The organism is Bacillus sp. 1735sda2 (genome assembly GCF_024159245.1).
Taxonomy (GTDB): domain Bacteria; phylum Bacillota; class Bacilli; order Bacillales; family Bacillaceae; genus Bacillus; species Bacillus pumilus_O.
This window is the reverse complement of sequence record NZ_JAMYWZ010000001.1, coordinates 3,417,860-3,442,996: the sequence shown is the minus strand read 5'-3', so window position 1 is coordinate 3,442,996 and position 25,137 is coordinate 3,417,860. Positions and strand designations below refer to the sequence as shown.

General features: G+C 39.4%; 38 protein-coding genes. 33 read left to right on the top strand and 5 right to left on the bottom strand.

Annotated features, from left to right (window positions below; genetic code table 11):
- Positions 1-80 precede the first annotated feature (80 nt).
- On the top strand, positions 81-1,346 hold the full coding sequence (locus NKR21_RS18100; protein ID WP_012011408.1) for a murein hydrolase activator EnvC family protein: 1,266 nt from the start codon (positions 81-83) through the stop codon (positions 1,344-1,346).
- A gap of 50 nt (positions 1,347-1,396) precedes the next feature.
- Here NKR21_RS18100 and NKR21_RS18095 read toward each other — a convergent pair whose 3' ends face one another.
- Positions 1,397-2,137 carry a sulfite exporter TauE/SafE family protein gene (locus NKR21_RS18095; protein WP_012011407.1) on the bottom strand — a complete coding sequence of 247 codons (741 nt, stop codon included), beginning with the start codon at positions 2,135-2,137 and terminating at the stop codon, positions 1,397-1,399.
- A gap of 153 nt (positions 2,138-2,290) precedes the next feature.
- Between NKR21_RS18095 and ctpB the strand changes: the two genes are divergently transcribed.
- The 3 genes from ctpB to NKR21_RS18080 all read left to right on the top strand — a co-directional run bounded on the left by ctpB (position 2,291) and on the right by NKR21_RS18080 (position 5,692).
- Positions 2,291-3,739 carry a carboxy-terminal processing protease CtpB gene (ctpB, locus tag NKR21_RS18090; protein ID WP_119125445.1) on the top strand — a complete coding sequence of 483 codons (1,449 nt, stop codon included), beginning with the start codon at positions 2,291-2,293 and terminating at the stop codon, positions 3,737-3,739.
- Between the two features lie 343 nt (positions 3,740-4,082).
- Positions 4,083-4,436: a swarming motility protein SwrAA gene (locus NKR21_RS18085; RefSeq protein ID WP_007500014.1), complete on the top strand. Its 354-nt coding sequence runs from the start codon at positions 4,083-4,085 to the stop codon at positions 4,434-4,436.
- 68 nt (positions 4,437-4,504) lie between these two features.
- The gene (locus NKR21_RS18080) at positions 4,505-5,692 is read left to right on the top strand and encodes a PDZ domain-containing protein (RefSeq protein WP_012011404.1); all 1,188 of its coding nucleotides are present in this window, start codon (positions 4,505-4,507) and stop codon (positions 5,690-5,692) included.
- 9 nt (positions 5,693-5,701) lie between these two features.
- Here NKR21_RS18080 and NKR21_RS18075 read toward each other — a convergent pair whose 3' ends face one another.
- The 4 genes from NKR21_RS18075 to NKR21_RS18060 all read right to left on the bottom strand — a co-directional run bounded on the left by NKR21_RS18075 (position 5,702) and on the right by NKR21_RS18060 (position 8,218).
- Positions 5,702-6,067 carry a winged helix-turn-helix transcriptional regulator gene (locus NKR21_RS18075; RefSeq protein ID WP_003213136.1) on the bottom strand — a complete coding sequence of 122 codons (366 nt, stop codon included), beginning with the start codon at positions 6,065-6,067 and terminating at the stop codon, positions 5,702-5,704.
- Positions 6,068-6,205: 138 nt separating this feature from the next.
- Positions 6,206-7,363, bottom strand: coding sequence for a tyrosine-type recombinase/integrase (locus NKR21_RS18070; RefSeq protein ID WP_144459898.1), 1,158 nt, complete (start codon positions 7,361-7,363; stop codon positions 6,206-6,208).
- A 44-nt stretch (positions 7,364-7,407) separates the two neighbouring features.
- Positions 7,408-7,881, bottom strand: coding sequence for an ImmA/IrrE family metallo-endopeptidase (locus NKR21_RS18065; RefSeq protein WP_253602550.1), 474 nt, complete (start codon positions 7,879-7,881; stop codon positions 7,408-7,410).
- 7 nt (positions 7,882-7,888) lie between these two features.
- Positions 7,889-8,218, bottom strand: a complete 330-nt coding sequence (locus NKR21_RS18060; protein ID WP_144459900.1) for a helix-turn-helix domain-containing protein — start codon at positions 8,216-8,218, stop codon at positions 7,889-7,891.
- A 205-nt stretch (positions 8,219-8,423) separates the two neighbouring features.
- Here NKR21_RS18060 and NKR21_RS18055 point away from each other — a divergent pair, with 205 nt between their 5' ends.
- From NKR21_RS18055 to NKR21_RS17915, 29 genes are all read left to right on the top strand, one after another.
- Positions 8,424-8,648 (top strand): hypothetical protein, encoded by a 225-nt coding sequence (locus NKR21_RS18055; RefSeq protein ID WP_144459901.1) that lies wholly within the window; start codon positions 8,424-8,426, stop codon positions 8,646-8,648.
- Between the two features lies 1 nt (position 8,649).
- A complete protein-coding gene (locus NKR21_RS18050; RefSeq protein ID WP_144459902.1) occupies positions 8,650-8,922 on the top strand; it encodes a hypothetical protein in 273 nt (90 codons plus the stop codon).
- Positions 8,923-9,077: 155 nt separating this feature from the next.
- A complete protein-coding gene (locus NKR21_RS18045; RefSeq protein ID WP_144523884.1) occupies positions 9,078-9,728 on the top strand; it encodes a Rha family transcriptional regulator in 651 nt (216 codons plus the stop codon).
- A gap of 471 nt (positions 9,729-10,199) precedes the next feature.
- Positions 10,200-10,550, top strand: coding sequence for a hypothetical protein (locus tag NKR21_RS18040; RefSeq protein ID WP_144481873.1), 351 nt, complete (start codon positions 10,200-10,202; stop codon positions 10,548-10,550).
- A complete protein-coding gene (locus tag NKR21_RS18035; RefSeq protein ID WP_144534287.1) occupies positions 10,547-10,735 on the top strand; it encodes a hypothetical protein in 189 nt (62 codons plus the stop codon). Before NKR21_RS18040 ends, NKR21_RS18035 begins: the two co-directional genes overlap by 4 nt.
- 353 nt (positions 10,736-11,088) lie before the next feature.
- The gene (locus tag NKR21_RS18030) at positions 11,089-11,841 is read left to right on the top strand and encodes a hypothetical protein (RefSeq protein WP_253602549.1); all 753 of its coding nucleotides are present in this window, start codon (positions 11,089-11,091) and stop codon (positions 11,839-11,841) included.
- Between the two features lie 150 nt (positions 11,842-11,991).
- Entirely contained in the window at positions 11,992-12,396 is a 405-nt protein-coding gene (locus NKR21_RS18025) for a hypothetical protein (protein WP_144496944.1), read from the top strand.
- Between the two features lie 16 nt (positions 12,397-12,412).
- Positions 12,413-13,189, top strand: a complete 777-nt coding sequence (locus NKR21_RS18020) for a Replication protein O (RefSeq protein WP_144460041.1) — start codon at positions 12,413-12,415, stop codon at positions 13,187-13,189.
- Positions 13,182-13,541 carry a replicative helicase loader/inhibitor gene (locus NKR21_RS18015; protein ID WP_144481876.1) on the top strand — a complete coding sequence of 120 codons (360 nt, stop codon included), beginning with the start codon at positions 13,182-13,184 and terminating at the stop codon, positions 13,539-13,541. The genes NKR21_RS18020 and NKR21_RS18015 overlap by 8 nt, the downstream gene beginning before the upstream one ends.
- A complete protein-coding gene (gene dnaB / locus NKR21_RS18010; RefSeq protein ID WP_144481877.1) occupies positions 13,538-14,863 on the top strand; it encodes a replicative DNA helicase in 1,326 nt (441 codons plus the stop codon). The genes NKR21_RS18015 and dnaB overlap by 4 nt, the downstream gene beginning before the upstream one ends.
- Positions 14,860-15,075 (top strand): hypothetical protein, encoded by a 216-nt coding sequence (locus tag NKR21_RS18005; protein WP_144458264.1) that lies wholly within the window; start codon positions 14,860-14,862, stop codon positions 15,073-15,075. Before dnaB ends, NKR21_RS18005 begins: the two co-directional genes overlap by 4 nt.
- Before the next feature lie 96 nt (positions 15,076-15,171).
- The gene (locus NKR21_RS18000; RefSeq protein WP_044139830.1) at positions 15,172-15,363 is read left to right on the top strand and encodes an XtrA/YqaO family protein; all 192 of its coding nucleotides are present in this window, start codon (positions 15,172-15,174) and stop codon (positions 15,361-15,363) included.
- 98 nt (positions 15,364-15,461) lie between these two features.
- Complete coding sequence (locus tag NKR21_RS17995) at positions 15,462-15,653, top strand: hypothetical protein (RefSeq protein WP_144458262.1); 192 nt, start codon at positions 15,462-15,464, stop codon at positions 15,651-15,653.
- Between the two features lie 14 nt (positions 15,654-15,667).
- Positions 15,668-16,171, top strand: coding sequence for a sigma factor-like helix-turn-helix DNA-binding protein (locus tag NKR21_RS17990; protein WP_144458260.1), 504 nt, complete (start codon positions 15,668-15,670; stop codon positions 16,169-16,171).
- Entirely contained in the window at positions 16,161-16,595 is a 435-nt protein-coding gene (locus tag NKR21_RS17985; protein WP_111292177.1) for an ArpU family phage packaging/lysis transcriptional regulator, read from the top strand. Before NKR21_RS17990 ends, NKR21_RS17985 begins: the two co-directional genes overlap by 11 nt.
- A gap of 238 nt (positions 16,596-16,833) precedes the next feature.
- A complete protein-coding gene (locus NKR21_RS17980) occupies positions 16,834-17,124 on the top strand; it encodes a spore coat protein (RefSeq protein WP_144472943.1) in 291 nt (96 codons plus the stop codon).
- 129 nt (positions 17,125-17,253) lie between these two features.
- On the top strand, positions 17,254-17,442 hold the full coding sequence (locus NKR21_RS17975; RefSeq protein ID WP_144472945.1) for a hypothetical protein: 189 nt from the start codon (positions 17,254-17,256) through the stop codon (positions 17,440-17,442).
- A complete protein-coding gene (locus NKR21_RS17970) occupies positions 17,426-17,605 on the top strand; it encodes a hypothetical protein (RefSeq protein ID WP_151021864.1) in 180 nt (59 codons plus the stop codon). The genes NKR21_RS17975 and NKR21_RS17970 overlap by 17 nt, the downstream gene beginning before the upstream one ends.
- A 369-nt stretch (positions 17,606-17,974) precedes the next feature.
- On the top strand, positions 17,975-18,187 hold the full coding sequence (locus tag NKR21_RS17965) for a hypothetical protein (protein WP_186314831.1): 213 nt from the start codon (positions 17,975-17,977) through the stop codon (positions 18,185-18,187).
- The gene (locus NKR21_RS17960; protein WP_144458248.1) at positions 18,159-18,518 is read left to right on the top strand and encodes an HNH endonuclease; all 360 of its coding nucleotides are present in this window, start codon (positions 18,159-18,161) and stop codon (positions 18,516-18,518) included. The genes NKR21_RS17965 and NKR21_RS17960 overlap by 29 nt, the downstream gene beginning before the upstream one ends.
- On the top strand, positions 18,508-18,831 hold the full coding sequence (locus tag NKR21_RS17955; protein ID WP_144458246.1) for a transglycosylase: 324 nt from the start codon (positions 18,508-18,510) through the stop codon (positions 18,829-18,831). Before NKR21_RS17960 ends, NKR21_RS17955 begins: the two co-directional genes overlap by 11 nt.
- Before the next feature lie 86 nt (positions 18,832-18,917).
- Complete coding sequence (locus NKR21_RS17950; RefSeq protein WP_144458244.1) at positions 18,918-19,421, top strand: phage terminase small subunit P27 family; 504 nt, start codon at positions 18,918-18,920, stop codon at positions 19,419-19,421.
- Positions 19,421-21,133 (top strand): terminase large subunit, encoded by a 1,713-nt coding sequence (locus tag NKR21_RS17945; protein ID WP_144473507.1) that lies wholly within the window; start codon positions 19,421-19,423, stop codon positions 21,131-21,133. Before NKR21_RS17950 ends, NKR21_RS17945 begins: the two co-directional genes overlap by 1 nt.
- A gap of 17 nt (positions 21,134-21,150) precedes the next feature.
- Positions 21,151-21,333: a hypothetical protein gene (locus NKR21_RS21305; protein ID WP_144469034.1), complete on the top strand. Its 183-nt coding sequence runs from the start codon at positions 21,151-21,153 to the stop codon at positions 21,331-21,333.
- Positions 21,334-21,338: 5 nt separating this feature from the next.
- The gene (locus NKR21_RS17935; protein ID WP_144460000.1) at positions 21,339-22,580 is read left to right on the top strand and encodes a phage portal protein; all 1,242 of its coding nucleotides are present in this window, start codon (positions 21,339-21,341) and stop codon (positions 22,578-22,580) included.
- On the top strand, positions 22,573-23,205 hold the full coding sequence (locus NKR21_RS17930; RefSeq protein WP_144460001.1) for an HK97 family phage prohead protease: 633 nt from the start codon (positions 22,573-22,575) through the stop codon (positions 23,203-23,205). Before NKR21_RS17935 ends, NKR21_RS17930 begins: the two co-directional genes overlap by 8 nt.
- Before the next feature lie 35 nt (positions 23,206-23,240).
- Positions 23,241-24,428 carry a phage major capsid protein gene (locus tag NKR21_RS17925; RefSeq protein ID WP_144472866.1) on the top strand — a complete coding sequence of 396 codons (1,188 nt, stop codon included), beginning with the start codon at positions 23,241-23,243 and terminating at the stop codon, positions 24,426-24,428.
- 22 nt (positions 24,429-24,450) lie between these two features.
- The gene (locus NKR21_RS17920; RefSeq protein ID WP_144469048.1) at positions 24,451-24,747 is read left to right on the top strand and encodes a hypothetical protein; all 297 of its coding nucleotides are present in this window, start codon (positions 24,451-24,453) and stop codon (positions 24,745-24,747) included.
- A gap of 25 nt (positions 24,748-24,772) precedes the next feature.
- Positions 24,773-25,129 carry a collagen-like protein gene (locus NKR21_RS17915; RefSeq protein WP_144469047.1) on the top strand — a complete coding sequence of 119 codons (357 nt, stop codon included), beginning with the start codon at positions 24,773-24,775 and terminating at the stop codon, positions 25,127-25,129.
- Positions 25,130-25,137 lie beyond the last annotated feature (8 nt).

Below are 25,137 nucleotides of genomic sequence, written 5' to 3'. Positions count from 1 at the left end.
GATAGAAGGTGTGACCGGTTGAACCGATTCATCCGGTCGACTCTTCATGTCGATAGTTGTCATAGGAGGGGAATATCGTTTTGAAAAGAAAGCTGATGATGGCTGGAATGGCAGCGTTTATTGGAACAACGTGGCTATATATTCCAGGGAACGAGAATCGTGCATTCGCATACGAAGACCTAGATCAAAAACGTCAACAAATCGAAGAGAAAACATCAAAGACTCAATCAACTTTGAAGAAAAAGAAATCAGAGCTGGCTAAGCTTGAAAAGAAAGAATCAAAGCTCAAAAAAGAAATTGAAAAGATTGACCACAAAGTAAGTGCAGCAACTGAAAAAGTTGCAGAAAAAGAAAAAGAAGTCAAACAAACGAAACAAGAGATCAAGAAACTAAAAAAAGACATTCAAGTCATCAATGATCGAATTGAAAAAAGAAAAGCTATTTTCAAAGATCGAATTCGTTCGATGCAAAAAAGCGGCGGTACGATCAACTATTTAGATGTGCTGCTGGGTGCTCGCAGCTTTAGTGATTTTGTCGGTCGTGTTGGAGCTGTCACAACCATTGTCGAAGCAGACAAAGACATGATTACAGAACATGAAAATGATTTAAAGCTGGTGGAGCAAAAAGAAGCAGAGTTAAATAATCAGCTAAGTGGACTTGAAACATCTCTGAAAGAGCTAGAAGAGTTGAAAAAGGATTTGTCTAAACAGCAAAAAGAAAAAGAGAAAATCTTAGGGGATGTAACAGATAAAAAGAACCATGCCCATGAAGAATTAGGCAAACTTGAAAATGAGCAAGAAATTCTAACAAACCAAAAAGCGGCTGTGAAGTCTGAGGAAGCACGCCGCCAAAAAGAAGAAGCGAAGAAAGCAGAACAAGCAGCTGCTGAAAAAAGTGCACCTGCACCTCAAAGTAGCGGATCAGATCAAGTATCTGATACACCAGCAAGCAGCTCTGGCTTTATTAAACCAGCTGCTGGCAGATTCTCATCTGGCTTTGGTGGACGTTCTGGCGGAAACCACTTCGGATTAGATATTGCAGCAAAAGGTACAGTATCTGTCGTCGCAGCTGCATCTGGAACAGTCACGAACTCAAGCTACTCATCAAGCTACGGAAATGTGATATTCATTACGCATAATATCAATGGACAGACGTATCAAACGGTTTATGCCCACCTGTCTACAAGAAGTGTGTCCACAGGGCAGAGAGTCGAGCAAGGACAATTTCTAGGATATATGGGGAATACAGGCCAGTCTCATGGTCAGCATCTCCATTTTGAAATTCACAAAGGATTATGGAATGGCGCAAAATCAAATGCAGTCAATCCAGCGCAATATATCCGCTAAACAAAAAGCCGATAACATCATGTTATCGGCTTTTCTTATTCTAAATAACATTAAAATAACAGCAGTAAACCGGCAATAATAGGTGTTAACAGTACAGCCGATTTCAATAAGAGCTTCGGTGCAAGGCGTGTAAATTTTGCGCCAATATATGCGCCTAATACTGTTCCGATTAAAATTTGAATCAGCAAGATAAAATCAACATAGCCCTCTGTAATATATCCAATTCCACCACCGATGGAAATCGGAATAATGACAAGCATCGTTGTGCCAACTGCCTGTCGAATGGATAGTCTCAGTAAAATCAAAAGTCCTACTTGGATAAATGGTGCGGACCCGATACCAAACATACCTGACAGCAAACCGGATACAAGTCCTAAAATAATTCCCCTTACGAGCAGCTGACGTGAAGAAAGTGGTTGCTGCTCAGTTTCTTCCTTCAGAACAAATAATTTGATCATCATAAACACAGCGGATAAAAAGAGCATGCCAGCTGTTAAATAGTGCAGATTTCCCTCTGGAATAAAAGGAGCAATCTTAGCTCCTGCAAAGGAAGCCACGCAAGCCAAAGCTCCAACGATCAAACCAGATTTCAGCTGAATATTCCCTTCCCGGTAGTGACTGTATGCACCAGATAACGTCGTAAATGCCATTGCGGCTAAAGACGTCCCAAGTGCGGTATGGATAGGGATATCAAAAATTAACGTAAGCAAAGCAATGACAAAACCAGCTCCGCCTGCTCCTACAAAACCTAATAAAATTCCTAATAATAGCATCGTCAATATAATATACATAGCGAAGACTCCTTCTCGATCATAACAAAATAAAAATTACACCTAATAAAATAATTAGTCAAGCCTTCGCGGCAGAATGTCTTTACATGAAATCCCTTCTTCTGGCATATAATAACTCAGGTCATCAGGAAGAGTTGAAGAAGGAGGCCAAATATGAAAAAACAAATTGCATCTATTATGGCAAGTGTCGTTCTACTAATTAGTGCAGGGGTGATGACGCATAAAGAGGGAACTCATGCGGAGTCTCCGCAAGCAGCTGTTGCAGTGGCTGGACAAGCTCAATCAAGTGATAAGGCGAAAGAGAATGGGATGGAGAAAATCGAGAAAGCCTATGACCTTATTTCGAATGAATATGTAGAGGAAGTGGATCGCCAAAAGCTGCTGGAAGGCGCCATTCAAGGAATGCTTTCAACTTTAAATGATCCGTATTCAGTATACATGGACAAGCAAACCGCCAAGCAATTTTCTGATTCGCTTGATTCTTCTTTTGAGGGAATTGGGGCAGAAGTAGGGATGGATGAAGGAAAAATCATTATCGTCTCTGCCTTTAAAAAATCTCCTGCAGCAAAAGCAGGTCTAAAGCCGAAAGATGAAATCATCAGCATTGATGGTGAGTCGATGAAAGAAAAAAGCTTAAATGATGCTGTACTGAAAATTAGAGGGAAAAAAGGAACATCCGTCGCTCTGAAAATCAGACGAAATGGGATTGAAAAAGAGTTAACATTCCAAATCAAACGAGAAGAAATCCCACTTGAAACCGTGACTTCCTCTGTGAAAGAGGTAAATGGACATAAAACAGGCTATATCGCGATCTCAAGCTTTTCAGAAGATACTGCGAAGGATTTCACGTCAAGCCTGAAACAACTCGAGAAAAAGGGCATAGAAGGTCTTGTGCTTGATGTAAGAGGAAACCCTGGCGGCTATCTGCAAAGTGTAGAAGATATTTTGAAGCACTTTATTACAAAAGATCAACCTTATATTCAAATTGCAGAGCGGAACGGCGACAGGAAACGATATTTTTCAAAGCGGAAGGAACAGAAACCTTACCCAGTTAATGTCTTAATTGATAAAGGGAGTGCATCCGCTTCTGAAATACTAGCTGGTGCGATGAAAGAAGCCGGAAAATATGAAGTCGTCGGTGATGTCTCATTCGGGAAAGGCACTGTGCAGCAGGCGGTTCCAATGGGTGACGGCAGTAACATTAAATTAACGCTGTATAAATGGCTCACGCCAAAAGGAAATTGGATTCACAAAAAAGGTGTCGTACCAACGATTGCAATTCATCAGCCAGATTACTTTACTGTAGGACCGCTTCAACTGAAAGAACCTCTTCAGCTTGATATGAACAATGAAGAAGTGAGACAAGCACAGACGCTATTAAAGGGATTGTCATTCGACCCCGGCAGAGTAGACGGCTACTTTGATGAAGAAACGAAAAAGGCGGTATTAGCCTTCCAAAGCACATACAATCTCGATAAATCAGGTGTAATTGACCTGAAGACAGCGAAAATGATGAACAAAATGGTGGATGAAGTGAAATCCTATGAAAAAAATGATCTTCAACTGCAAACTGCACTAAAAGCACTATATCTTAAAAAATAAAGAGGCGAATAAATGCCTCTTTTTTTGGTTCATAAGTGTCACAAACATGTAATAGTTTCTTCTTAAAAATAAATTATATCGAGAAATATATTCATTTATTTTACAAAAAACATAACATTCCTTCGATTTTACCCGATAACATATTTATATAAGAGACTTTCTGTTGATTTAAACATGTCATGAAAATGAAACTTTTGAAAGTTGTATGTTACATAAATAATTCTTACAATATAAAGTAGCACTCATTTTAAATATTTTATTTTTTGCGGATATTCAGCTTGAGCATTGAGCTGTACCGAGGTTTGCGCTTTTCTTAAAAGAACTAGTAAATGGGGGTACACAATTGAAAAGGGCAAGTATTGTGAGAGAGAAAAAATATTACGAGTTGGTAGAGGAGCTTAAGAGTCGTACGAAAGATGTGACGTTTTCCGCTACAAAGGCATTAAGTCTGCTCATGCTGTTAAGCAGGTACTTGGTCAATTACACAACGGTAGAATCAGTCGACGAAATCGATGAAGACTGTGCTGAGATATACTTCAATTATTTAATGGATAATCATAAGAGACTTGGTATAAACTTAACCGACATCAAGAGATCGATGCAGCTGCTTGGCGGCATACTAGATGTAGATGTCAATCACTACTTAAAAGATTTTTCACTGTCGAATGTCACACTTTGGATGAATCAGGAGAAATAAACCTGGTGTCAAGCATCGATTTATTTGATAGAATAAGAGAAAATGCTTGACTTGGGCGGTGAACGATAATGAGCTCGGAGTGGATGGGAGCTGGATTAAAAGCGGTCGGTCTGTTTTTAATCCACCCTCTTTTTTATTTCATGATATTAATCAGCCTGTTACATGGCTACATCCGCGTAAAGCGGGAGAGAAAAGCGTTTCAAACGAGAATAGAAGATGTATACGATGAACTTAAATTTACATATTCAAAAGGATGGATTCTAGGAATTTGCCTATCGATTATTTCAGTAGGCTTAGGGATTGCCCTCCCGCCTGGATTCATCGTGATGATTGCAGCGATGACCATCGTTTTCTCTTTATTCTTTAAGGCGAGTGCGCTTTCGTCTGCATACACACTCGGTTTCAGTTTTATTGCGGCGCTTGGCCTGTTGTATTTCCAAGTGAGCCATTCATGGCTGCCGCAGCTCTCAATGATGAATGCATCAGCCGTTGTTATTTTGCTAGGTCTTTTATTAATGACCGAGGGGATTCTAGCCTATCGAACGGCACATTTACGAACATCGCCTGCAATGGTGATGAGTGCGAGAGGACTTTTGATTGGCCAGCAGCGGGCAAACCGCCTATGGCTTTTACCGCTTGTTTTGCTGATGCCGGCAGGTGAATTTACTTCTTCTCTGCCATGGTGGCCAGTGCTTCAAGTGCACGATCAAAGCTTTTCATTTATTTTGATTCCATACATTCTCGGTTTTGGGCAGCGGATTCAAGGATCACTGCCAATTGTTAGCATTCAAATTACAGCACGGCGTATTCTCATGCTTGGGCTCGTGGTTGCTTTACTAGGTGCTGCAAGTATTTGGTTTGAGCCGATTGCATGGGGAGCTGTATTCATAGCGATTGCCGGAAGAGCTTTCCTTTCATGGAAACAGAGAGTCAACGACAATGCGGCTCCATTCTACTTCTCTAAACGTAATCAAGGGCTAATGGTGCTCGGAATCATTCCGAATACACCTGCAGCTGATTTAAAGCTTGAGATCGGAGAAGTCATTACAAAGGTGAATGGAATAGAAGTCAAAACCGTTTCGGAATTTTACGAAGCCCTTCAAACCAATCGTGCTCTGACAAAGCTTGAGATCATTGGCTTGAATGGTCAGACAAGGTTTGAGAAACGCGCTTCTTACGAAGGGGAGCATCATCAGCTTGGCATCCTGTTTGTGAAGGATGATCCACAGCAAGAATCAACGGCGATTTCATCATAAAAAAAGCTGCTAGAGATGGCAGCTTTTTTCTTTTGGGCGCGCTTCTTTTCCATAGGATTCGCCCCATTCACGCATAGCGAAGATGATAGGTTTTAACGTATCTCCTAGAGAAGTGAGTGAATATTCAACACGAGGAGGGACCTCCTCATAGACTTCTCTGTGAACAACGCCATCTTGTTCTAGCTCACGCAATTGCAGCGTAAGAACACGCTGAGAAATTCTTGGTAGAAGTCGGCGTAATTCATTGTATCGTTTTGGACCGCAAGTCAAATGATAAAGGATCACTCCTTTCCATTTTCCTCCTATTACACTCGAGGTGGTTGAAACGGGACAGCCATGATTGACAATACTGACTGGATTGGATGGTGCACTCATCTTTTTACACTCCTTTCTAAGGCGAAATGGGTGATAAACGAACATGATTGTACCTAATGTTATAAATGCTCAAAATACACTGATACAAAGGGGTTTCAAGGGTGCTAATTCAAAACCTCCCCCAAAACCTCCCCCAGTTTATAAATTCATTGCATCTTCAAAGGCGTCTACTGTTTCAATTTCTAATTCCTCAAATGAATGACTATAAACTTGGTGAATCATTTCAGGAGTATTACCAAGTCGATCTGCAATAGCACGAGCGGGAATTTTCTTCCCTATTAGAATCGTAGCGTGAGTATGCCTCAATCCATGAACCGTGATTCGCTTTATATCATTTTCGTCAAAAATTTTATATAATGCATAATTCAAGAAATTACCCGAAACATGTTTTGCATTAGACTTATTTATAAAAACATAATCATTTTCTTCTAAGTGAGAGCCGAAAGAAAGCTTTAATTCTTTACACCATTTGCGATATAATTTTAAATGTTTCATTAGTTCCCCGCCGCCCCTTATAGTCCGGTAACTATTTTTGGTTTTTGGGGAACGCATTCCTTTGCTGTCTCTAGTTCGACTGATAGTAATCGTGTTTTTATTAAAATCAATGTCAGACCATTTAAGACCCAACGCTTCACCTTTTCTTGCTCCTGTGGAAGCTAGAAAAAGAATCATAGAATATTGTGTAACTTTTCCTGTGGATTTAACAATCTCCAGGAATTTTTTTAATTCAGCAGCAGTATAGAAATTCTCATTGATTTTTTCGGTTTCTTGATCATCCTTAATTTTAATCTTAACAAACCGATTTCTATCGAGAATCTCATTTTCTACAGCGGCATTAATAGCTATTTTAAAAAGTGTATGATAGTTTTCAACGGTTCTTGATTTAAACTTTGTTAGCAACTTATTTATAAACACTCTTTGATAAGTAGCTTTATCCAGTTTACTTAACTTATAGCGCCCCAATAAAGGCTTTATATGTTTATCAATTGTAATGGTTCGATTGTATATGGTAGGGTCTTTCCATTGGTTTTTATTAGTTTCGAACCAAATATCGATCCATTCAGCAACCGTTATATTTGTGTTCTCTATTTGCTTAGTTTCACCATTCACTATTGATGTTTTAACTTTTAGCAACTCTCTGTATGCATCATTTTCATTTTTGAAACCTTGACTGGATGCCTCTTTTCTATTACCTAAAGAATCATAATATTTATATCTGTATTTCCACCGTTTTTCTTTTTTTGCATTATAGTAAGAAAAGAGATGGTCGTCTTTTTTACTTTTTTCACTCTTCATGTTATCAGCCCTTTCCACGTGGACAGACGCATTAAAAGGGGCGTTTATTTAGGCATCACCTCCTCAAAATTTTCAATGACTCCTAAAGGCTCGAAACAAATAGTATGCTTTCCAATTTGTTTATATAAGCCAAATTTCTCTATATATCTTTTTAGAGCATCTTCAAGGAATTGTTCAGTTACATTCAAGTATTCAGCTAATTCAAAACGATTTCTTATTCCTTCTTTTTGGGCATCAATTAACCTTTCCAGCGGGAATAACAAGTTATAACCCCATTCACGTGCGCGCAATTCTTGTTTCCCATTTTTAAGTCTAGATTGATCGAGTATATTTCCACATGTTGTGAAGTGATGACCTAACTCTTCAGCAAGAGTACAGTATTTTTCTAAAGTTGATTGATTTTTATTTATCCATATTGTCTTGTCACTATATAGACCTTTTAAAGTTATTGGCATGTTTTCTTCGAATACTTCTACATCGTTTTTTTGTGTTTCTATTAAAAGAGTCTCGTAGCTCATGTTTATTTTAGTCCTTTGAACGTCTTGCTCTTACAAATTCTTTGAAACGCTCAATTTCTTCTAATTCTTCTTCGGTCCATTCGTCACCATCATGATGTGCAGCGATTGTTTCAATTTCGTAATCTTTATCATTAGCCATTTTTTCTAACTGGTCAGTTGTAATATTCAACCCTTTACAAACTTTTATTACGTTATCTATAGATGCATTGCCAATTCCACGTTCTAACATTGAACGCAGTGTTGTATATGGGAGTTCTACACTCTCTGCAAAAGCTTTCATTGATGGCGCTTGTTCATTAATTAATTTTCTTATTATTTCTGTTCTAGCATCTTTCATTTCTTAATCTCCCCCGAGTCGATATTATACGAAAAATCGTATATCCTTAATTCCATTATATAGATAAAATCTAGGTTGTAAATATAAATAATACGAATTTGAATATTTTTTTAAACTATTCCGTTGACTAAATACGAAAATGAGTATATTATGGATTTTAGATACGAAATTGAGTATTTTGTTGGCGAGTAAGGGGGGGAATAACTTGTTAAGTAACTTGAAAGCAGAAATAAAAAGAAGTGGTCTCGGAGCAAAAGATATAGCCTCATTATTAAACAAAAGAACTGCAACTATCTACGATAAGATGAATGGAATTTATCCATTTACTTTTGACGAAGCAGAAACAATTCGTAACCATTTCTTTCCGGGTCACACACTCGAGTACCTTTTTAAAAGAGAGAGTCAAATAGCTCGAAAGGATGTGATCTGAGTTGAATATCGCAGAAGTACAAGTGAATCTGAATCAAACAGAAATTCGTTCTTACATTGATCAAAAATTAGAAGATCAACTCAATGATGCATTTTTTACATGGGATATAGAACAAATGGCAAAAAGAACATGTATGAGTAAACGCTTCTTAGAGAATGAATTTTTGCATGATCCAAGAATGAAGTTACTTGAAAGACGTAAAGAACGAGGCAAACGATTTTGGTTCTACGAAGAGTCAAAAGAAGTCATGAAACAGATTATGGATGAATGGTAAAAACAGCGTGGACAGACGCATGAATAAACGAGAGTTTTGATCGGCTCAAATTTGAGCGCAACAAGAAATTTAGTACACAGTACGCTGAAATTTCAGCGCACCTAATTTTAAAATCTCACTCGGATATTTTGCCGAGTCGATATAGGAGGAACAACATGAATAACAATTTACAAGTAATTGAGCAGAATGGACAGCTTTTGGTGGACAGTCGTGAAGTGGCTGAGATGGTTGAGAAAAGACATGCGGATTTGGTAAGGAGCATTGAGTCTTACTTAGTTGTAATAGGTCAAAACGCAAAATTGCGTTCTGATAATTTCTTTATAGAAAGCACATACCAAGCAGGGACAGGGAAACTTTACAAACATTATCTACTCACAAAACAAGGTTGTGAAATGGTCGCCAACAAAATGACAGGCGAGAAGGGCGTATTGTTCACCGCTGCATATGTGACCCAATTCAACGAAATGGAACAGAACCTACAAAACTTCTCGAATCTTAGCCCGCAGCTTCAACAGATGATTAGACTTGAACAAAAGCAGAATGAAGCAGATCAGCGTATCGGCAAATTAGAAAACAATCTAAGCATCAATGCGTATCAGCAAACGGTCATTCAAAAGCGAATCAACAAACGTGTGTATGAGCTTGTTGAGAGATATGGCGAAGATTCAGAAGGTAAACGCCGCATGTTTTCGAGCATTCACCGCAATTTTAGGGACGCATTTGCAGTACCCACATACAAAGATTTAAGAAAGCTAGACTTTGAGGAAGCTATTTCATGGATTGGCACATGGAGACCGTTGATATAATCGCATAGCGCAATTTTGCGCCCGGCTCAAAATTGAGCCCGGCACAAGTATCAAAATGACCGTCATAGTGTTCCGGTCTTGGAAAGAGTAAGTCATTTGAAATGACACACCGAAGTTTTAAACGACACTAGACAATAGACTTTCCCACTCTAGGTTTAACCGATAGTGGTCGTCTAACCGCAGATGACGGACTATGTTGAACAGAGGGCGTAGTTTCAACCGACACCCTCAAAGGTCGCATTTTCCGACTTTTTAAGTGTGAATTGTGACACCCTCACAGCGCAAATTTGCGCCGTCAAATGTTGAATTAATCGCATAGCTCAAATTTGAGCCGTCAAATTATGAAGAAGCTATGAGCTGGTGTCGTTTGAAACGTGGCAGATGACGTAACGATTTGTTACCCCATCGATAAACCAAATACTCATTCCCCAGATTTGGGGAGTCAAAACAAACGGAAAGAAGGTAAAGCAAATGGAATTGTTGATAGAAAACATTTGTCCCGAGCCAGTAGACCGTGAGAGCTTTATCCGAAACGTTCAATCTGTTATTAGACTTAAAGGTTTCGTCCTACTCTATAAATCGGAAAGCAACAACAACGGTACTATCTTTGAAGTTGTGGAACTGGTTCATCATGAGCGTGGCGCCGCTATCAGTAGATTCGATGTGAACGGTGTTCCCTGTGTCCTGCGGTTGAGAGAAGCATCTGTAGAAGAAATACTAGACGTCAAGTCAAAATTGAAAGCACAAGGCGAAGGTGCATATATCCCGATAGAACATGCAATTTCATTGGAAAATATCGAAACACAGGAGGTAACGGCATGAGCGACAAGCAAAATAAAACAACCCCTGCGGCAACAGAGGTTGAAAAGTATGCAAGTACCATAGATTGTAAGTCGTTAGGGATTAGTTCTATTCCTAAGGGTGACTTTAGCGATTTAAAACCAGAAAAAATTAAGAATACCTCTTCCAAGGTATTTGACTCGGATGAATATTCTTTAGAAATCTGACAATATCTTCTCTTCCATAGTAGGTTGGAACACTTCTTGAATTTTGTTCCATCAAAATTATTGGACTAGGAAATTGTCTTGAAAAACCCATAATTGCGCTATCTCTACTTGAGGGAAACGAGATAGTACCAGATTTCACTGAAACAATTGTAAATGTAACACCTTGTTCTTTTATAATTGCAGCATCAAAAGCCATGGTTTCACCCCCTATCTAAACAGATAGGAACATTATACCAATTTGAGAGGTTAGCAAAAAGATAGATTTGAAATATTTTCTAAACACAGGTGACACACCCTTTATCAAGAAAGCTTTGCCGCTCCTGGCAAAAATATATTTTAGGAGGACGAAACTAATGACAACAATCACAACATGGAATAAGAGACTAAAGAAGGTTTACAGAGAGGTAAAGGAAATTGAACCGCTCTTAACCGCTGCTATTAAAAAGTATGAAAGCATGTATTCACACGGTGTTAAAAAGATCATGCAGGCTAATTTGAAAGAGATTATGGCAGGAGTGCCAAGGGAAGAAGCTGTCAAATTTTTGGGGCCTAAATTGCTGGAGGTGTTCGAATGGGACAATGTTCTACCAGTGGAGAAATACAGCAAATTCAATGCTTTGATTTGGGCTAAACGTATTCAAAGAGAACTGGATCAGCAGGATGAAGTCATTAGGTATTATCGAAATCGCCTATGGAAAATTCATTCTTTGCTTGAAAAATTAGAGGAAGCGTATAGAAAGAATGACGAAAAGAAAAAAGTGAGGAAAGTCTTTGAGTTGATGCATCAAGTGACATACCTCATTTTCTTGAGACCTATACGTGTTTCAGACATTGCTAAACTTATCGAATTGTCATTTTTCCCTATGAGTAAAAACGAATTCTTGTCCTTGTTAACAATTGACCGCAGTAAGGATAGAGCGGAAGAAGTAAAAAGTCACATTGATTCTATTCCGAAACAAGTCGATTTTAATACGTTTCGCCACTTTGTTCATGATTGGGTGTTAGAAGATGAAAACCATGACGTTTTTTTCTCAATTCTTTCACACACTAATGTTGAGGCAGCGGTTCAAAGATATGAGAAAAATAAGTTAGATCAAGCTAAATAAATAAAAAGGACTGATCCGATCGGATCAGCCTAAATTCTTACTTGTCATCAATATAGGATCATGAAAGTAAGGAAGGGTATCAGGGAGACTTTAACATGATTAATAAAAAAACACAATAATTAGATTTGAGATAAAAAGGGGATTTTTAAAATGAAATTAATGGGGACACCCTCAGAAATAAACAAAGCTAAAGCCAAGCTCGAGCATATTGACAACCAAGACAGAAAAGAGGCTTACATGTATGATGCGGGCATGGTTGACGTTCTCAAGTTTGTTGCGGTCAAAGAGTTTTATGAAACAATTGAAACGTCAGAAATTGAGTGGTCTGAATCGTCTAAAGATACGCAGAATACCGTAAACGAATTATACGAAAAAATGGAAGGGTTTTTGTCTAATTCAAATGATCTTTTAAAGCTATTAGAAGAACTGGATTCAGCACACGCAGCAAAGGCAAGTTTTGAGATAGAAGATGCTTTTGCAACTGGATTTGTGGCAGGTTTCCGCTACTTGATGGATGAAGCAGCATACAGCAAGAACGTAAATTTTCTAAAGTAAGGCAAGGGTGATTATTATGACTGGTTGGATCAAATTATATAGGGAATTGCTTCATAAGCCGATTTGGATGACTTCCACGCCCGAGCAAAAAGTCGTCCTCACAACGTTATTAATGATGGTGAACCATAGTGAGAACGAATGGGAATTCAAGGGTGAAAAGTACACAGTGAAGCCCGGTCAAATGATCACTAGCTTGGAATCTATAGTAGCAAATTGTGGAAAAGGAGTGACGGTTCAGAACGTTAGAACCGCTTTAAAACGTTTTGAGAATTACGGTTTTTTGACTAATGAATCAACAAACAGAAATAGACTCATAACCGTTGTCAATTGGGAGGTTTATCAACCATCAGATCATGAACCTAACAAGCAACTAACAAGCAATCAACAAGCTACTAACAAGCAACTAACAACTAACAAGAATGTAAAGAATGATAAGAATGAAAAGAAGATAAATAATTCTCGTCACAAGTACGAACCTTGTGACCTTGAGAATGCCAATTTGCTTTATAAAAAAATACTTGAAAATAATCCGCAAGCTAAAAAACCGAACCTTGAAAAATGGGCAAGTGATTTTAGGTTGATTAGACAGATCGACAAGCGAACGGATGAACAAGTGAAATACCTAATCGACTGGACACAACAAGATACATTTTGGAAAGCGAATATATTGAGTCCTGCACGTCTTAGAAAACAATTTGATCATTTGGTCGTGAAAATAAAATCGAGTCGTGAAGCGGCAAAGAGAAAAACCGCTGTCTTGAATGAAAAGGAGTTTGATTTGACGGATGACTAAAGCAGAGACGCTTGAATTACTAAAACTAATCAAGACATATTACGAGCACTTTGAGGTTGATCAATCAAAGCTAGATGCTTGGGCTAAAATCTTAAAGCCCGAAAATTACGAGCGGATCGAGGCGAATTTGATCGTTTATGTAAAAAACAATCAGTTTCCGCCAAAAGTTGCTGATCTAATCAAAGCGAAAGAGGCAAGAAAAGACCGATCCGCAGCTATACCCAATGTAGAGGAAACGCACAGCTATCTTTCTGAACTGGACAAGGCTGAACCGACCGAGGAAGAACAAGAACAGATCGAGCGGCATAAAGCTGAGATACGAAAGGTGCTTGGGTTAGGTGATAGGTCATGACAGGAAATATTTTTTATTACAACGACGAAGCAGAGCAACAATATCTAGGCGCAATCTTACAAGAGCCGGACTTGATTAAATATTCACAGCTCAAGCCAATTCATTTCTATCGACAACAAAATCAATCCATTTTTAAAGCCTTTCAAGAGCTTGATAAAAACGGCAACCCTATTGACATAGTGTCAGTTATTGAGCATGTGGGGCGAGAAAATCTAAATGGGATCGGCGGAAGAAAATACTTAACCGAATTGATGAATGCCTCAATCACTACCGCAAAACAAGCATTCTATGAAAATCTAATTATTGATTATTGGAAAAAGCGAGAAATAGCAAAAGTAGGCGCTTCGCTTAAAGAATCTTCTAGTAGCGACAATACGAGTCAAACTATACAAGAGGGTATAAGCTCTCTGATGAGTTTAGAGGGTGCGACAGGCACGGACGATGACGGGTCTATCAATAATGATCTTGTTGAAATCTATCAAGAGTTAGAAACGCCAAAGGGTGATATTACTGGAATGCCAAGCGGCTTCACTGAATTGGATAGAATGACATCGGGTTTTCAGCGTCAAGAATTAATTATTATTGCTGCTCGTCCGTCTGTAGGGAAAACAGCTTTTTGTTTGAATGTTGCAAAAAACTTTATGGAAAGCCCAATCAATTTAAATAAGAGTGGAGCGGTTGGCATCTTTTCGCTTGAAATGGGTCGCAAGTCTCTACTTAAACGAATGCAGTCTAGCATAGGTAACATTAACGCTCAATCCATTAGAGCTAGTCATTTAAACGTTGATGAGTGGGGTAGTCTCAGCAAAGTGAACGGGGTCTTAGATAGTGCCGCTCTTAGAATATTTGATCAACCTGGAATGACTGTCAATGACATTTGGGCGAAGGCGCGCAAAATGAAAAGGGAATTTGAAGGCAAGGACATGATGATCATTATTGACTATCTGCAATTGATCGTTGGAAATCCAGTCCACAGAGGAAATAGAACAGCAGAAATCGGAGAAATAAGCCGAATGCTAAAGCAAATGGCAAGGGAATTGGATATTGCAGTCATAGCATTGAGTCAGCTATCAAGAGGTGTCGAGCAACGTCAGGAAAAACGCCCTATGATGTCAGATATCAGAGAGTCGGGGCAGATCGAGCAAGACGCTGATGTGATCGGGTTCCTCTATCGTGATGATTATTACGACAAAGAGACAGAGAACAAAAACATTATTGAAGTTATCATAGCAAAACAGCGGAATGGTCCCGTCGGTACTGTGTCGCTGGCTTTCATCAAGGAATTTGGAAAATTCGTCAATTTGGATCATGGTCCTTCATGACGGTGAAAGATTGGTATACAGAGGCGATAAAGCTCAATCAGTACGCCTTGATATTGCTGATCGAATTTCTTGTTTACGAAAAGGCAGTGTTAAAAATGACGGATCAAGAAGAAAAACTTTTCTTTTACTTACAACCGAAATTTCATTCGAGAATGAATGAGCATTTAAAGAACTATCATACAAAAATTCAATTGGAGGAGTCGAGTGTATGAACAAAGCGAAAGAGCGGTTGCTACTCTTTTATCTCGTATTCGGATCAATTTCAGTTTTAGCGTTCATGAATGTAAATTAAGGAGGCAATGAAAGACTTGAGATTACAAGACATTCCAAGTAAAATTATAGATATTGAGACTTTAACAAGAAAAGGACCTATTGTTCTCGTTATATCTGATGGTAAAGCGAGATTTTCACCGCTGCCGTCGCACGGGGAAACAAAGATCGTTACACATGACAATAAGGTAACTCGTGTTAACTTCAACGAAGGCGAGCTATTCAAATAAACCGTTCTACCGGAAAGCCGGGGGACACTGATCATGACAGCATGAGCGCTGTGTGGTTGGTGTCCCTTTTTTTTATTTTCAGAAAAGGAGAAACCAAAATGAAAACGTTGAGAGCTGCTTTTATAAAAGCGGGTTATAAATCTGCGTCAACGAAAAGAACTGACGTTCCTGAGAACAAATGTACTCAAAATCACACACAGGAGCTTTCACATGAAGAGATAAAGGAACTAATGGGTATTTACCGCCCAACATATAAAAGAGGGCGTGGCGGGGCATTTAAAAGCAAATAAAAGGGGGTGGTATTTTGAAAGATTTAATCAAGGAATATAAAGCAGCGTTAACAGATACTAAAAGAAGTTTGGAAGCATCTACAGACGAAGGAGAAATGAAAACGTACCGCTCAATGATTTCTGACCTAGAGTATGCGATTGAGTGGATGGAAACAGAAAGGCAACCCAGCGCAAGACGTGGCATGGATCGCCGTTCCTATTATGAACGCACAATATTCACAACAACAGAAGTCCTTGACTTTCTATATTCAACATACCACGTTCCCGAATCTGACCCGCATTCAGTAAACGAAAATGAACTAGATTTACTCGAGTATGCCATGTCGACACTGACGCAGAAGGAGAAAGAGATATTCATCACCGTTATTGGCCATAACCTATCTTTCAGTAAATGCGCCGCTCTTCATGGGATAGCGAAAGGCTCGGTTCAAAAACATATAGAGAGGGCAAGAAAAAAGATCGCTCGAAAGGTAGAGGAATTGAGATCGGGAGAAAGGGGATTTGCTGATGTTGGGTGAACCGCCTGTAATTGATAAAAAGGAAACGAGAAAAAGAGTAGAAAGGATTCTCGACAACTATCGTTTATATCTTCTTCAGGTCCCGGATGATATGCTGCCTAAAATAACGGCCGGATTTAGTATCGTCCCACCATCTGTGACGAATGCTTTTCATTCATCTACAGAGAGTACGGCCATGAAACGTATTGAGTGGGAACAGAAACGAAATGCATATCTTGAAAGAGTACAAAAGGCTGTCAACCGTCTTCCTGCTTATGAAAGACAAATCATTATTAAACGTTACATGCAGCAAGAACCCGTTTTCGATTACCAGGTATACAATGAAATCGGCATGAGTGAAAGATCGTATACACGCTTGAAAGGAAAGACTTTCCTAGACTTGGCTTATGCTCTCAATGAAGTTGTATTTAAAGCACCCGTTTAGAGGTGTTTTTTATTTTGGCGCAATTTTGGCGTAAAAGTGGCGTGTTTTTGGCGTAAAGTTGGCGCAGCATGACGTGAAAAAGGGTGTAATATTGTATTATGCGATAAATTGAAATGTTCCACACTATGATCTATAGTGATATTGCGGATATTTCAATTTGAGTGATAAGAGTCCAGGGCAATCTGACTGTTTTTTTATATGATGTAATGAAAGCTAAAACTGTTGAAAGGGTGTTGATATGAGCCGCAACAGAATGGACGATTTTTTCTTTTGTTCACGTAGGAGAAAGCAGTGTAATTGCAAGGACGAAACAATTGTCTCACCAACACGTAATGTCGTAAAAAAAACAACTAGTGAGAATACAATCAGACGTATTCATCCAACTCATATTACAAATGTAAATAAACACATCAAAAGAATTGAGAATTTTTATCCAGTGACAGAATCGTATGAGAATGAGTGCTGTGTTGAAGAGTACGATTGTGGAAGTGATTTGAAAAATCCTTGTTGTCGTCGTGTGAATAGATAACATCTTACTTATATTGAGCGTCCCTTTGGGGCGTCTTTTTTGTTGGGAACGGCTGCCTTTTGGGCTTTTGGTTGTGTAGGTCTGTTTACAAAATCGCGGCTTAGATCAAATAACAAAGGAGAGATTGCGATGTCATTTACAAAACCAACAAGTTTGAGTTTTGCAAAGTTATCTGATGATGATGTGAAAGATAAAAAAGAGCGAGACTTTCAAAGAAATCTACGTTTAGGAATCCTAACGCTGAATGAAGTTAGGGCGCATTATGGATTGAAATCCATTGGAGAGAAAGGAAGAATTATTTATGAGCGACAAAAATAAAACAACCCCTGCGACAACAGAAGTTGATGATGAACGAATACAAGCTGAACAGCTTTTGAATGATATTAATTCTGGCAATATTTCAATTAACGAAGCAAGATCCTATCTAGGTTTGCAACCGTTAGCAAATCCAAGAGCTAATCTAAAATATATTGCTATTTAAAAGAGTTCTATTTGAATGAATATATGTGAAGCGCCTGTCCATTGGATAGGTGCTTTTTATATGTAGGGACAGCATTGGAACTCTTAATCTTAAAAGGTTGTTCAAAACAACGCACAAGGACTTTCATCGTAGGGGAAACTACAAGGCATGCAAGAGCGCTATGGCAAGATTTAAAAAAGAAATTTCCACAATATAAATACCCGCACTATGTTTCTAGGAATGCCGCAATGTTAGACGGGGTAAATCCTAGCGAAACAATTTTAATTTTACTGCCGGGCTATTATCGAAATCCAATAATCAACTGCTATGAATTTCAATGGTTGAAGGAGAATGCTATTGAAGTAATTCATATAATGAGGAGGAAATCAGATGAAAATTTTAGTTCTTAAAACGGATTGCCAACTAAATAACGAGACAAGGGAAATCATTAGAGAAGAAGCTAAGAAAGCAATTGAAACAGGCATTATGATTCTTGACGGGGGAATGAGTTTGGAAGTTATTGAAATAGACAAGTCATACCCATTGGATGGATTAAATCCAGGAGTACCGATCTATGATGAAACCGTTGAAACCATGCAATGAACCTGGATGTCCTCAACTAACCCGTGAAGGATATTGCCAGCAGCATAAGACATCGAAGCCTTCATATGATCTGTTCCGTGAATCATCGTCACGCCGTGGGTATAATAGCCGATGGCGTAAAGCGCGTGAAGGTTACCTAGCAAAGCATCCGTTGTGTCAGTCTTGCATGCTACAAGGCAAACGTATTGCTGCTACAGTAGTGGACCATATCAAACCGCATAAGGGAGATAAAAAGCTATTTTGGGATTCTTCTAATTGGCAGCCATTGTGTGCGTCCTGCCATAACAGAAAGACCGCCAAAGAAGATGGAGGGTTTGGGAATGGATTATAAAAAATGTACATGTGATCAGTGCGGAACAATCTTCATAGTTAAATATTGTTCTAGGATTAAGAAGATTGGACGTGGTATTAAACGTCATCTGCTTGTATGTCCAGGATGTAAAGCTGAGTACACATCCTACTACACAAACGCGGAAATCAGAAAGCAGCAAAGCAGGATCAGTAAGCTATATAATGCTATTCGGATGACGAGGAACAAAAGCCTACTTGATCAACACCAAAAGAAAATAGATTCAATACGAGCAGATTTAGAAAGAGAAATGAATCAGCTTCGCATTGAAGTTGAAGGCACCCCCCAGGGTTAAATCCCTAGAAACGATTTGCTGTAGACCGCGTCTCCCTCAACATCGCGAGAAATTCCCTAAATGAAAATTCGGAAGGAGGTGAGGGGATGGCAAGGCCGAGACAACCAGTTGACTTGTTGCTAGTGAAAGGGAAGAAAAACCTTACCAAGAAAGAGATTCAAGAGAGAAGAGAGCAGGAAATTAAGGCACCGGATGACAAAGTGAAAGCTCCTTCTTACTTACCAAAAGACTTAAAAAGAGAATTCAAAAAGATAGCGGACGAGCTAAAAAACATCGGAATTATGACAAATTTAGATGTTGATGCGCTTGCCCGTTTTTTGTTTGCTCGAAAACAATATTTACAAATAACAGAAATCATACTTCGAACACCTGTTATAACTGATGTTGAAGATGAGGACGGTAATCTGATTGAAGTAGCGAGCCAAAAGTATAGTGATCTTCTAATAAATCAAGACAAACTGTTTAAACAATGCAGACAAGCATCAAGTGATCTAGGATTAACCATTTCCTCTCGCTGTAAACTTGTGATCCCTAAAAAGGATGACAAGCCGAAGTCAAAAGAGGAAGAACGCTTTGGAGGGCGCATGTAATGATAACGCAGGAAATGACCGCAGAGCTTTTAATTGAGCGTGTATGGTCATATTGCGAAAAGATTCAATCGGGGGAAATAAAAGCAGGCAAGAAGCACAAGTGGGCTGTTCAGAGGTTCATTAAAGACGTAGAGCGGCTGGCAGAAGAAGACTGCCCGTATTATTTTGATGCGGAATTAGTTTTAGACTTCTATGAATGGGCCAAGCAATTTCATCATGTTGAAGGTGTATTGGCTGGTAAACCTATTGAGCTTACAGACTTTCAGCTATTCATGGCAGCTAATATCTATGGGTTTTACAAAAAGATCAATGGTGCCAGGCGTTTTAGAAAGGCTTATATTCAGTTAGCAAGAAAAAACGCGAAATCACAATTGCTGGCTATCATGGCTTCGTATGAGATCTTCCCAACTCAAGAAAAACATCGTGTGTTTATTGCGGGTTGGTCGAAAGAGCAGTCAGATGAAGTCTATCAAGCAATCATTGAACAACTAAAGCACGCACCTATTTTAGAAGGGAAATACACAGACGCTAACGGGCAGGTCACGAAATACGCGACAAATTCAATTATCAAACCGTTATCCCGTGAAGCCCGCAAGGTAGGAGACGGGAAAAACCCATCACTAGGGATAGTTGATGAATATATGTCTCATGAAACAAGTGAAATTTATGATGTTATTGACAGTGGAATGGTCGCACGTAGAAGTCCTTTAATGGTTATCATTACTACCGCAGGTTTCAACTTAAACGGGCCGTGTTTCAAAGAGTATCAATATGTTTCCAAAATTCTTGATCCCGACATTGAAATTGAAAACGATGACTATTTTGTTATGATCTGTGAACTTGATCCCGAAGACGACGTAAAGGATGAGTCGAACTGGATCAAGGCAAATCCGATAGTCGCAACTTATCCAGAGGGAATAGAATCACTACGGTCAGCGATAAAAGTTGCATTAGATGTCCCTGAAAAAATGAGAAGTTTTCTTACAAAAAATATGGATCGCTGGGTCGATCAAAAAGACAATGGCTACATGAAAATGTCTAAATGGCGGGCCTGTCATGGTGAAATGCCCGATCTAAAAGAAATGGCTATCTATCTTGGTGTAGATTTATCTATGACAATGGATTTGACGTCAGTTGGCTGGGTAGGTGTGATGGATAATGTTTATTATGTTGGTCAACACTCCTTCATTCCAGAGGTAAAGGCAAAAGAGAAAATGGCTACTGATAAAGTGCCTTATGATTTATGGCGTGATCAAGGTTGGATGACATTCACATCAGGTGAGGCAGTTGACTATCAATTTGTTGAAAGGTGGATTATTGAATTTGCCCATGTCAACAAACTGAGAGTCATGGAAGTTGGATACGACAAGTGGAATGCGCTGCACTTAGCACAACGGCTTGAAAGTAAAGGGTTTAATATGGTTGAAATACCACCGAGGTTTCATCACCTTTCTTTACCGACAAAGGATTACCGACAAAAGGTGTATGAGGGTAAGGTCATTCATGCGAATGACCCATTGCTCACTTTTGCGTATAATAATGCAATCCTTAAACAAGATCCGCAAGAAAACATCATGCTAGACAAAGCGAAATCACCTCAAAGAATAGATCCAGCTGCAGCTGTTATGAATGCTTTTGCTAGGGCTATGTATCACGATATGGGTGCAAACGTTGACTTAAACAAACACTTTTCAGGAGATTTCAGTTTTTAGGATTAGGATGTGAGAGAGTGAGAAAATTTATTGTACTTCTGAAATCAATACTAAACGACTTGCTGTTTATTGGAGGGTGCATCTTTATTCTGCTGGCAGCGTATCGGGTAAATATGAACATCGGTCTATTTCTGACGGGTGTATTTTTTATGTTTTATGCCTACTTACTGTCAAATCACGCGAGGCAGAAAGAGAGGTGAAATAAATGTTTATAGATAAGTTTTTTGAAAAACGATCCAGCTCAACAACAATAGACGGTTTCAGTCAGTTGATCAATCTGTTCGGGGGAAGAGAAACGGCAAGTGGTGAAAGAGTCAGTGAAAGTAATTCACTTGAGCAGCCGGACATTTTTGCATGTGTCAATGTACTATCTGATGACATCGCAAAGCTGCCGATACACACATTTAAAAAAGAGAATCAAGGAGTCAACAGAAACCCTAATCATCCATCGGCCTATGCAATCTATGCAAGGCCAAACCCGTACATGACAGCTTTTACTTGGAAAAAATTAATGATGACGCATGTCCTAACATGGGGAAATGCCTATTCGATGATTGAGTTTGGGGCACATGGTTTCCCTGAAAATCTTTACCCGTTGCGGCCGGATGCAACAAACGCATACATCCATCCCGACTCAGGGAGGCTATGGTACCAAACCACCGTTAACGGAAGATCAATGGAACTATACGAACACCAAGTGCTGCACTTTAAAGGATTTTCTACGGATGGTATACACGGTAAGTCGCCTATTGGTGTGATACGAGAGCACATAGGCGCTCAAGCAGCTGCGACAAAATATAACGCAAAATTATATAAAAACGAAGCCACGCCGCGAGGCATTCTAAAAGTACCTTCTTTCTTGGATGAAAAACCAAAAGAGAACGTCCGTAAAGAATGGCTGCGGGTCAACCAGGGTGAAAACATAGCGATTATTGATAATGGACTAGAATATCAATCTATTGCCATGCCGTTGCAAGAAGCGCAGTTTGTAGAATCTATGAAATTCAATAAAGCACAAATTGCAATGATTTATAAAGTTCCGTTGCATAAACTCAATGAGCTTGATAAAGCCACATTCTCAAACATTGAGCATCAATCCTTGGAATATGTAAAAAACACATTGCAACCGTGGATCGTGAGTTTTGAACAGGAGTTAAATATCAAACTATTTACCGACAATGATCAAAAAGCGGGCCATTATGTGAAATTCAATGTTGATAGTGAGCTGCGCGGCGACAGTAAAACTCAAGCAGAGTATTTTAAGACCATGAGTGAAGCGGGTCTTTTAAATAAAAATGAGATTCGTGACTTGATTGAAAGAAACCCTATCGAACATGGCGAGAAATATCTTTCTAGCTTGAATTATGTGTTTCTCGACTTTATGGAAGAATACCAGAGGCTTAAAGCTGGTGCGGCCATGAAGGGAGGTGACAGCGAGAATGAGTAAAGAAAAAGAAGTGCGGCTGCTCACGTCGCCAATTGAGATCCGTTCCGACGGTGAAGGACAAGCCGAATATGTGGAAGGCTATGCTTTGAAGTTTGAAAAATGGTCCGAGCGTTTGGGCTGGTTCAAAGAAATTATCAGCAGGAACGCTTTAGAATCTACCGATCTATCAAACGTCATTGCACTTTTTAACCATCGAGAGGATTTTCCTCTAGCAAGAAACACCGTTCCAGGAGAATCAGGACGGCTTGAATTAGAAATAGATGGTATAGGTCTTAAATTTAGATTTAAACCGTCAGACACGTCATATGCGCGCGATCTCATGGAGAATATACGCAGCGGAGTTATTAATCAATGTTCTTTTGCCTTTTCTTTGGATTACAACGACCAAGAACCTGACGAGTGGCGCATAAATGAAGATGAAGACATATACGAACGAAGAATAAACAACATTCACCGCATTTATGACATATCTCTTGTAACGACACCAGCGTATAGCGATACCGAAGCTGTGGTAGGTGCCCGCAGCTTAGAGAAAGTAGAAGAAATGAAAGAACAACGAAGCACACCAACAGAAGAAACTTTAAAAATTGAATTGGAACTTTTAAGCCTTGATCTTCCAGAGTAAGGCTTTTTTGCGTTCTATGAGGAGGAAAAATAAAAATGTCTAAAAAAGAAATTGAACTACGTCAGCAGTTTACGCAGAAGAAAGAAGATGCGGATAAGGCACTAGCAGCAGGAAAAACAGAGGAAGCACGTCAGCTTCTCGATGAAGTGAAAGAGCTTAAGAATCAAATTGAATTGATGGTAGAAGGTCGCTCGCTGAACGTGCCTGATTTACCTGGCGGTGAAAACTTTGTGCCGGAGCAAGAACGTAACCCGGAAGGACGGAAAGGAGCCGAGGGAGATAAAGAAGAACGTCAAAAGAAATTCACCAAGTTGTTCATGAAGTCTCTTCGAGGTAAATCTTTAACACATGAAGAACGTGAATTCTTAGAAAACCCTGAATTCAGAGCGATGTCAGGAAAAAATGAAGAAGATGGCGGAATCCTAATCCCCGAAGATATTTCAAGAACTATTAAAGAGTTAAAGCGGGAGCAATTACATCAACTTGAGCAATATGTCACGGTCGAGCCGGTAGCAACCCGTTCAGGTAGTCGTATGCTTGAAAAAAATGGAGACATGACACCATTCCTAGACATCGAGGAAATGGGAGAAATTCCAGAAACAGACCAGCCTAAGTTTACAAAGCTATCATACAGCATCACTGACTATGCTGGACTTTTACCACTTTCAAATACATTGCTGCAAGATACAGATCAAGCGATCATGACATATGTCGCGAAATGGTTCGTTAAAAAATCAGTCGCAACAAGAAACTCTCTTATTTTGGCTATCCTTGATGGTTTGAAAAAGGTCGAATTTAAGGGCTTGGATGACATTAAAAAGACTTTAAATGTTACCCTAGATACCGCCATTTCAGCTGGTGCCATCATCATGACAAACCAAGACGGGTTTAACTATCTTGATCAATTGAAAGATGCGGACGGTAAATATCTACTCAAGGATATTCCTTCTGAACCGACAAACAAAATGTTGTTTGGTCGCCGCGTGGTGGTGATCTCGAACAAAGTCTTGAAAACAAAAGCAGGGAAAGCACCTGTAATCGTTGGTGATTTAAAAGAGGCAGTTGTCTTATTTGATCGTCAGCAACAGTCTATCGACTATACGAACCTTGCTGCAGGATCATTTGAAACGAACACAACGAAAGTACGAGCGATTGAACGTGAAGACGTTGTGGCTTGGGACAAAGAAGCGGTAGTATACGGCCAGTTGTCAATAAGCGAGTAAATAAAAAAGAGGTGAATAAGTCATGCGAGTGACTAAAAATTACACCACTGACGGCGGGGATCGAACTGTCATCGGTGGTGTTTTAGAGTTTGCAGGTGGAAAAATCGTCAAAGATGGTCAGGAAGTGAGTCTAGGTGGCGGCGGGTCAGCTGCACCAGGAAGCGTGACACATGAAATGCTGGCCGAAAAAGCAGTTCGATCGGTAAACATCGGGACGGGAAGCGTCATGCCGGAGCATCTTAATTCGTCTATTGAAACTAGACTCAAAGGTATGGAAGACGAAATAAAAGAGCTGAAAAGCAAACTGAACAAAGAATAAAATAATTGAAAGGAATGGATAAAACATGGCTAAAGATTACCTAAACGAAAGTAATGGAGTATACACGTCTGCAGAGGCGGGCGCAGACGGTAAACCTATCACAGCAGTTACGGTGAAAGACAATAGCGAAGAAAATCCTCTTTATGTGAAGGGGTTAAAGGGTGATCCTGGTGAACAAGGCCCAAAAGGTGACAAAGGCGATCCCGCAGTGATTGAAACTGGGTCTATTAAGAATGATCATTTAGGCGATGGATCTGTCAACTCCCGAACAATCGGTAAAGGTAGCGTTAAATGGGACAACATCAATTCAGAGGTACAAAAAAGGATCACTGATTTAGAGTCTCGATTAGACCAAATTGAGGGGAAAGAAAATACTGAATAAGTAGGCGG

Bases quoted from the DNA above. Each gene is read 5' to 3' on its own strand.
- NKR21_RS18095 (WP_012011407.1), bottom strand. From the start codon at position 2,137: ATGTATATTATATTGACGATGCTATTATTAGGAATTTTATTAGGTTTT.
- ctpB (WP_119125445.1), top strand. From the start codon at position 2,291: ATGAAAAAACAAATTGCATCTATTATGGCAAGTGTCGTTCTACTAATT.
- NKR21_RS18080 (WP_012011404.1), top strand. From the start codon at position 4,505: ATGAGCTCGGAGTGGATGGGAGCTGGATTAAAAGCGGTCGGTCTGTTT.
- NKR21_RS18075 (WP_003213136.1), bottom strand. From the start codon at position 6,067: ATGAGTGCACCATCCAATCCAGTCAGTATTGTCAATCATGGCTGTCCC.
- NKR21_RS18070 (WP_144459898.1), bottom strand. From the start codon at position 7,363: ATGAAGAGTGAAAAAAGTAAAAAAGACGACCATCTCTTTTCTTACTAT.
- NKR21_RS18065 (WP_253602550.1), bottom strand. From the start codon at position 7,881: ATGAGCTACGAGACTCTTTTAATAGAAACACAAAAAAACGATGTAGAA.
- NKR21_RS18060 (WP_144459900.1), bottom strand. From the start codon at position 8,218: ATGAAAGATGCTAGAACAGAAATAATAAGAAAATTAATTAATGAACAA.
- NKR21_RS18045 (WP_144523884.1), top strand. From the start codon at position 9,078: ATGAATAACAATTTACAAGTAATTGAGCAGAATGGACAGCTTTTGGTG.
- NKR21_RS18040 (WP_144481873.1), top strand. From the start codon at position 10,200: ATGGAATTGTTGATAGAAAACATTTGTCCCGAGCCAGTAGACCGTGAG.
- NKR21_RS18035 (WP_144534287.1), top strand. From the start codon at position 10,547: ATGAGCGACAAGCAAAATAAAACAACCCCTGCGGCAACAGAGGTTGAA.
- NKR21_RS18030 (WP_253602549.1), top strand. From the start codon at position 11,089: ATGACAACAATCACAACATGGAATAAGAGACTAAAGAAGGTTTACAGA.
- NKR21_RS18025 (WP_144496944.1), top strand. From the start codon at position 11,992: ATGAAATTAATGGGGACACCCTCAGAAATAAACAAAGCTAAAGCCAAG.
- NKR21_RS18020 (WP_144460041.1), top strand. From the start codon at position 12,413: ATGACTGGTTGGATCAAATTATATAGGGAATTGCTTCATAAGCCGATT.
- NKR21_RS18015 (WP_144481876.1), top strand. From the start codon at position 13,182: ATGACTAAAGCAGAGACGCTTGAATTACTAAAACTAATCAAGACATAT.
- dnaB (WP_144481877.1), top strand. From the start codon at position 13,538: ATGACAGGAAATATTTTTTATTACAACGACGAAGCAGAGCAACAATAT.
- NKR21_RS18005 (WP_144458264.1), top strand. From the start codon at position 14,860: ATGACGGTGAAAGATTGGTATACAGAGGCGATAAAGCTCAATCAGTAC.
- NKR21_RS17995 (WP_144458262.1), top strand. From the start codon at position 15,462: ATGAAAACGTTGAGAGCTGCTTTTATAAAAGCGGGTTATAAATCTGCG.
- NKR21_RS17985 (WP_111292177.1), top strand. From the start codon at position 16,161: ATGTTGGGTGAACCGCCTGTAATTGATAAAAAGGAAACGAGAAAAAGA.
- NKR21_RS17980 (WP_144472943.1), top strand. From the start codon at position 16,834: ATGAGCCGCAACAGAATGGACGATTTTTTCTTTTGTTCACGTAGGAGA.
- NKR21_RS17975 (WP_144472945.1), top strand. From the start codon at position 17,254: ATGTCATTTACAAAACCAACAAGTTTGAGTTTTGCAAAGTTATCTGAT.
- NKR21_RS17970 (WP_151021864.1), top strand. From the start codon at position 17,426: ATGAGCGACAAAAATAAAACAACCCCTGCGACAACAGAAGTTGATGAT.
- NKR21_RS17965 (WP_186314831.1), top strand. From the start codon at position 17,975: ATGAAAATTTTAGTTCTTAAAACGGATTGCCAACTAAATAACGAGACA.
- NKR21_RS17960 (WP_144458248.1), top strand. From the start codon at position 18,159: ATGATGAAACCGTTGAAACCATGCAATGAACCTGGATGTCCTCAACTA.
- NKR21_RS17955 (WP_144458246.1), top strand. From the start codon at position 18,508: ATGGATTATAAAAAATGTACATGTGATCAGTGCGGAACAATCTTCATA.
- NKR21_RS17950 (WP_144458244.1), top strand. From the start codon at position 18,918: ATGGCAAGGCCGAGACAACCAGTTGACTTGTTGCTAGTGAAAGGGAAG.
- NKR21_RS17945 (WP_144473507.1), top strand. From the start codon at position 19,421: ATGATAACGCAGGAAATGACCGCAGAGCTTTTAATTGAGCGTGTATGG.
- NKR21_RS17935 (WP_144460000.1), top strand. From the start codon at position 21,339: ATGTTTATAGATAAGTTTTTTGAAAAACGATCCAGCTCAACAACAATA.
- NKR21_RS17930 (WP_144460001.1), top strand. From the start codon at position 22,573: ATGAGTAAAGAAAAAGAAGTGCGGCTGCTCACGTCGCCAATTGAGATC.
- NKR21_RS17925 (WP_144472866.1), top strand. From the start codon at position 23,241: ATGTCTAAAAAAGAAATTGAACTACGTCAGCAGTTTACGCAGAAGAAA.
- NKR21_RS17920 (WP_144469048.1), top strand. From the start codon at position 24,451: ATGCGAGTGACTAAAAATTACACCACTGACGGCGGGGATCGAACTGTC.
- NKR21_RS17915 (WP_144469047.1), top strand. From the start codon at position 24,773: ATGGCTAAAGATTACCTAAACGAAAGTAATGGAGTATACACGTCTGCA.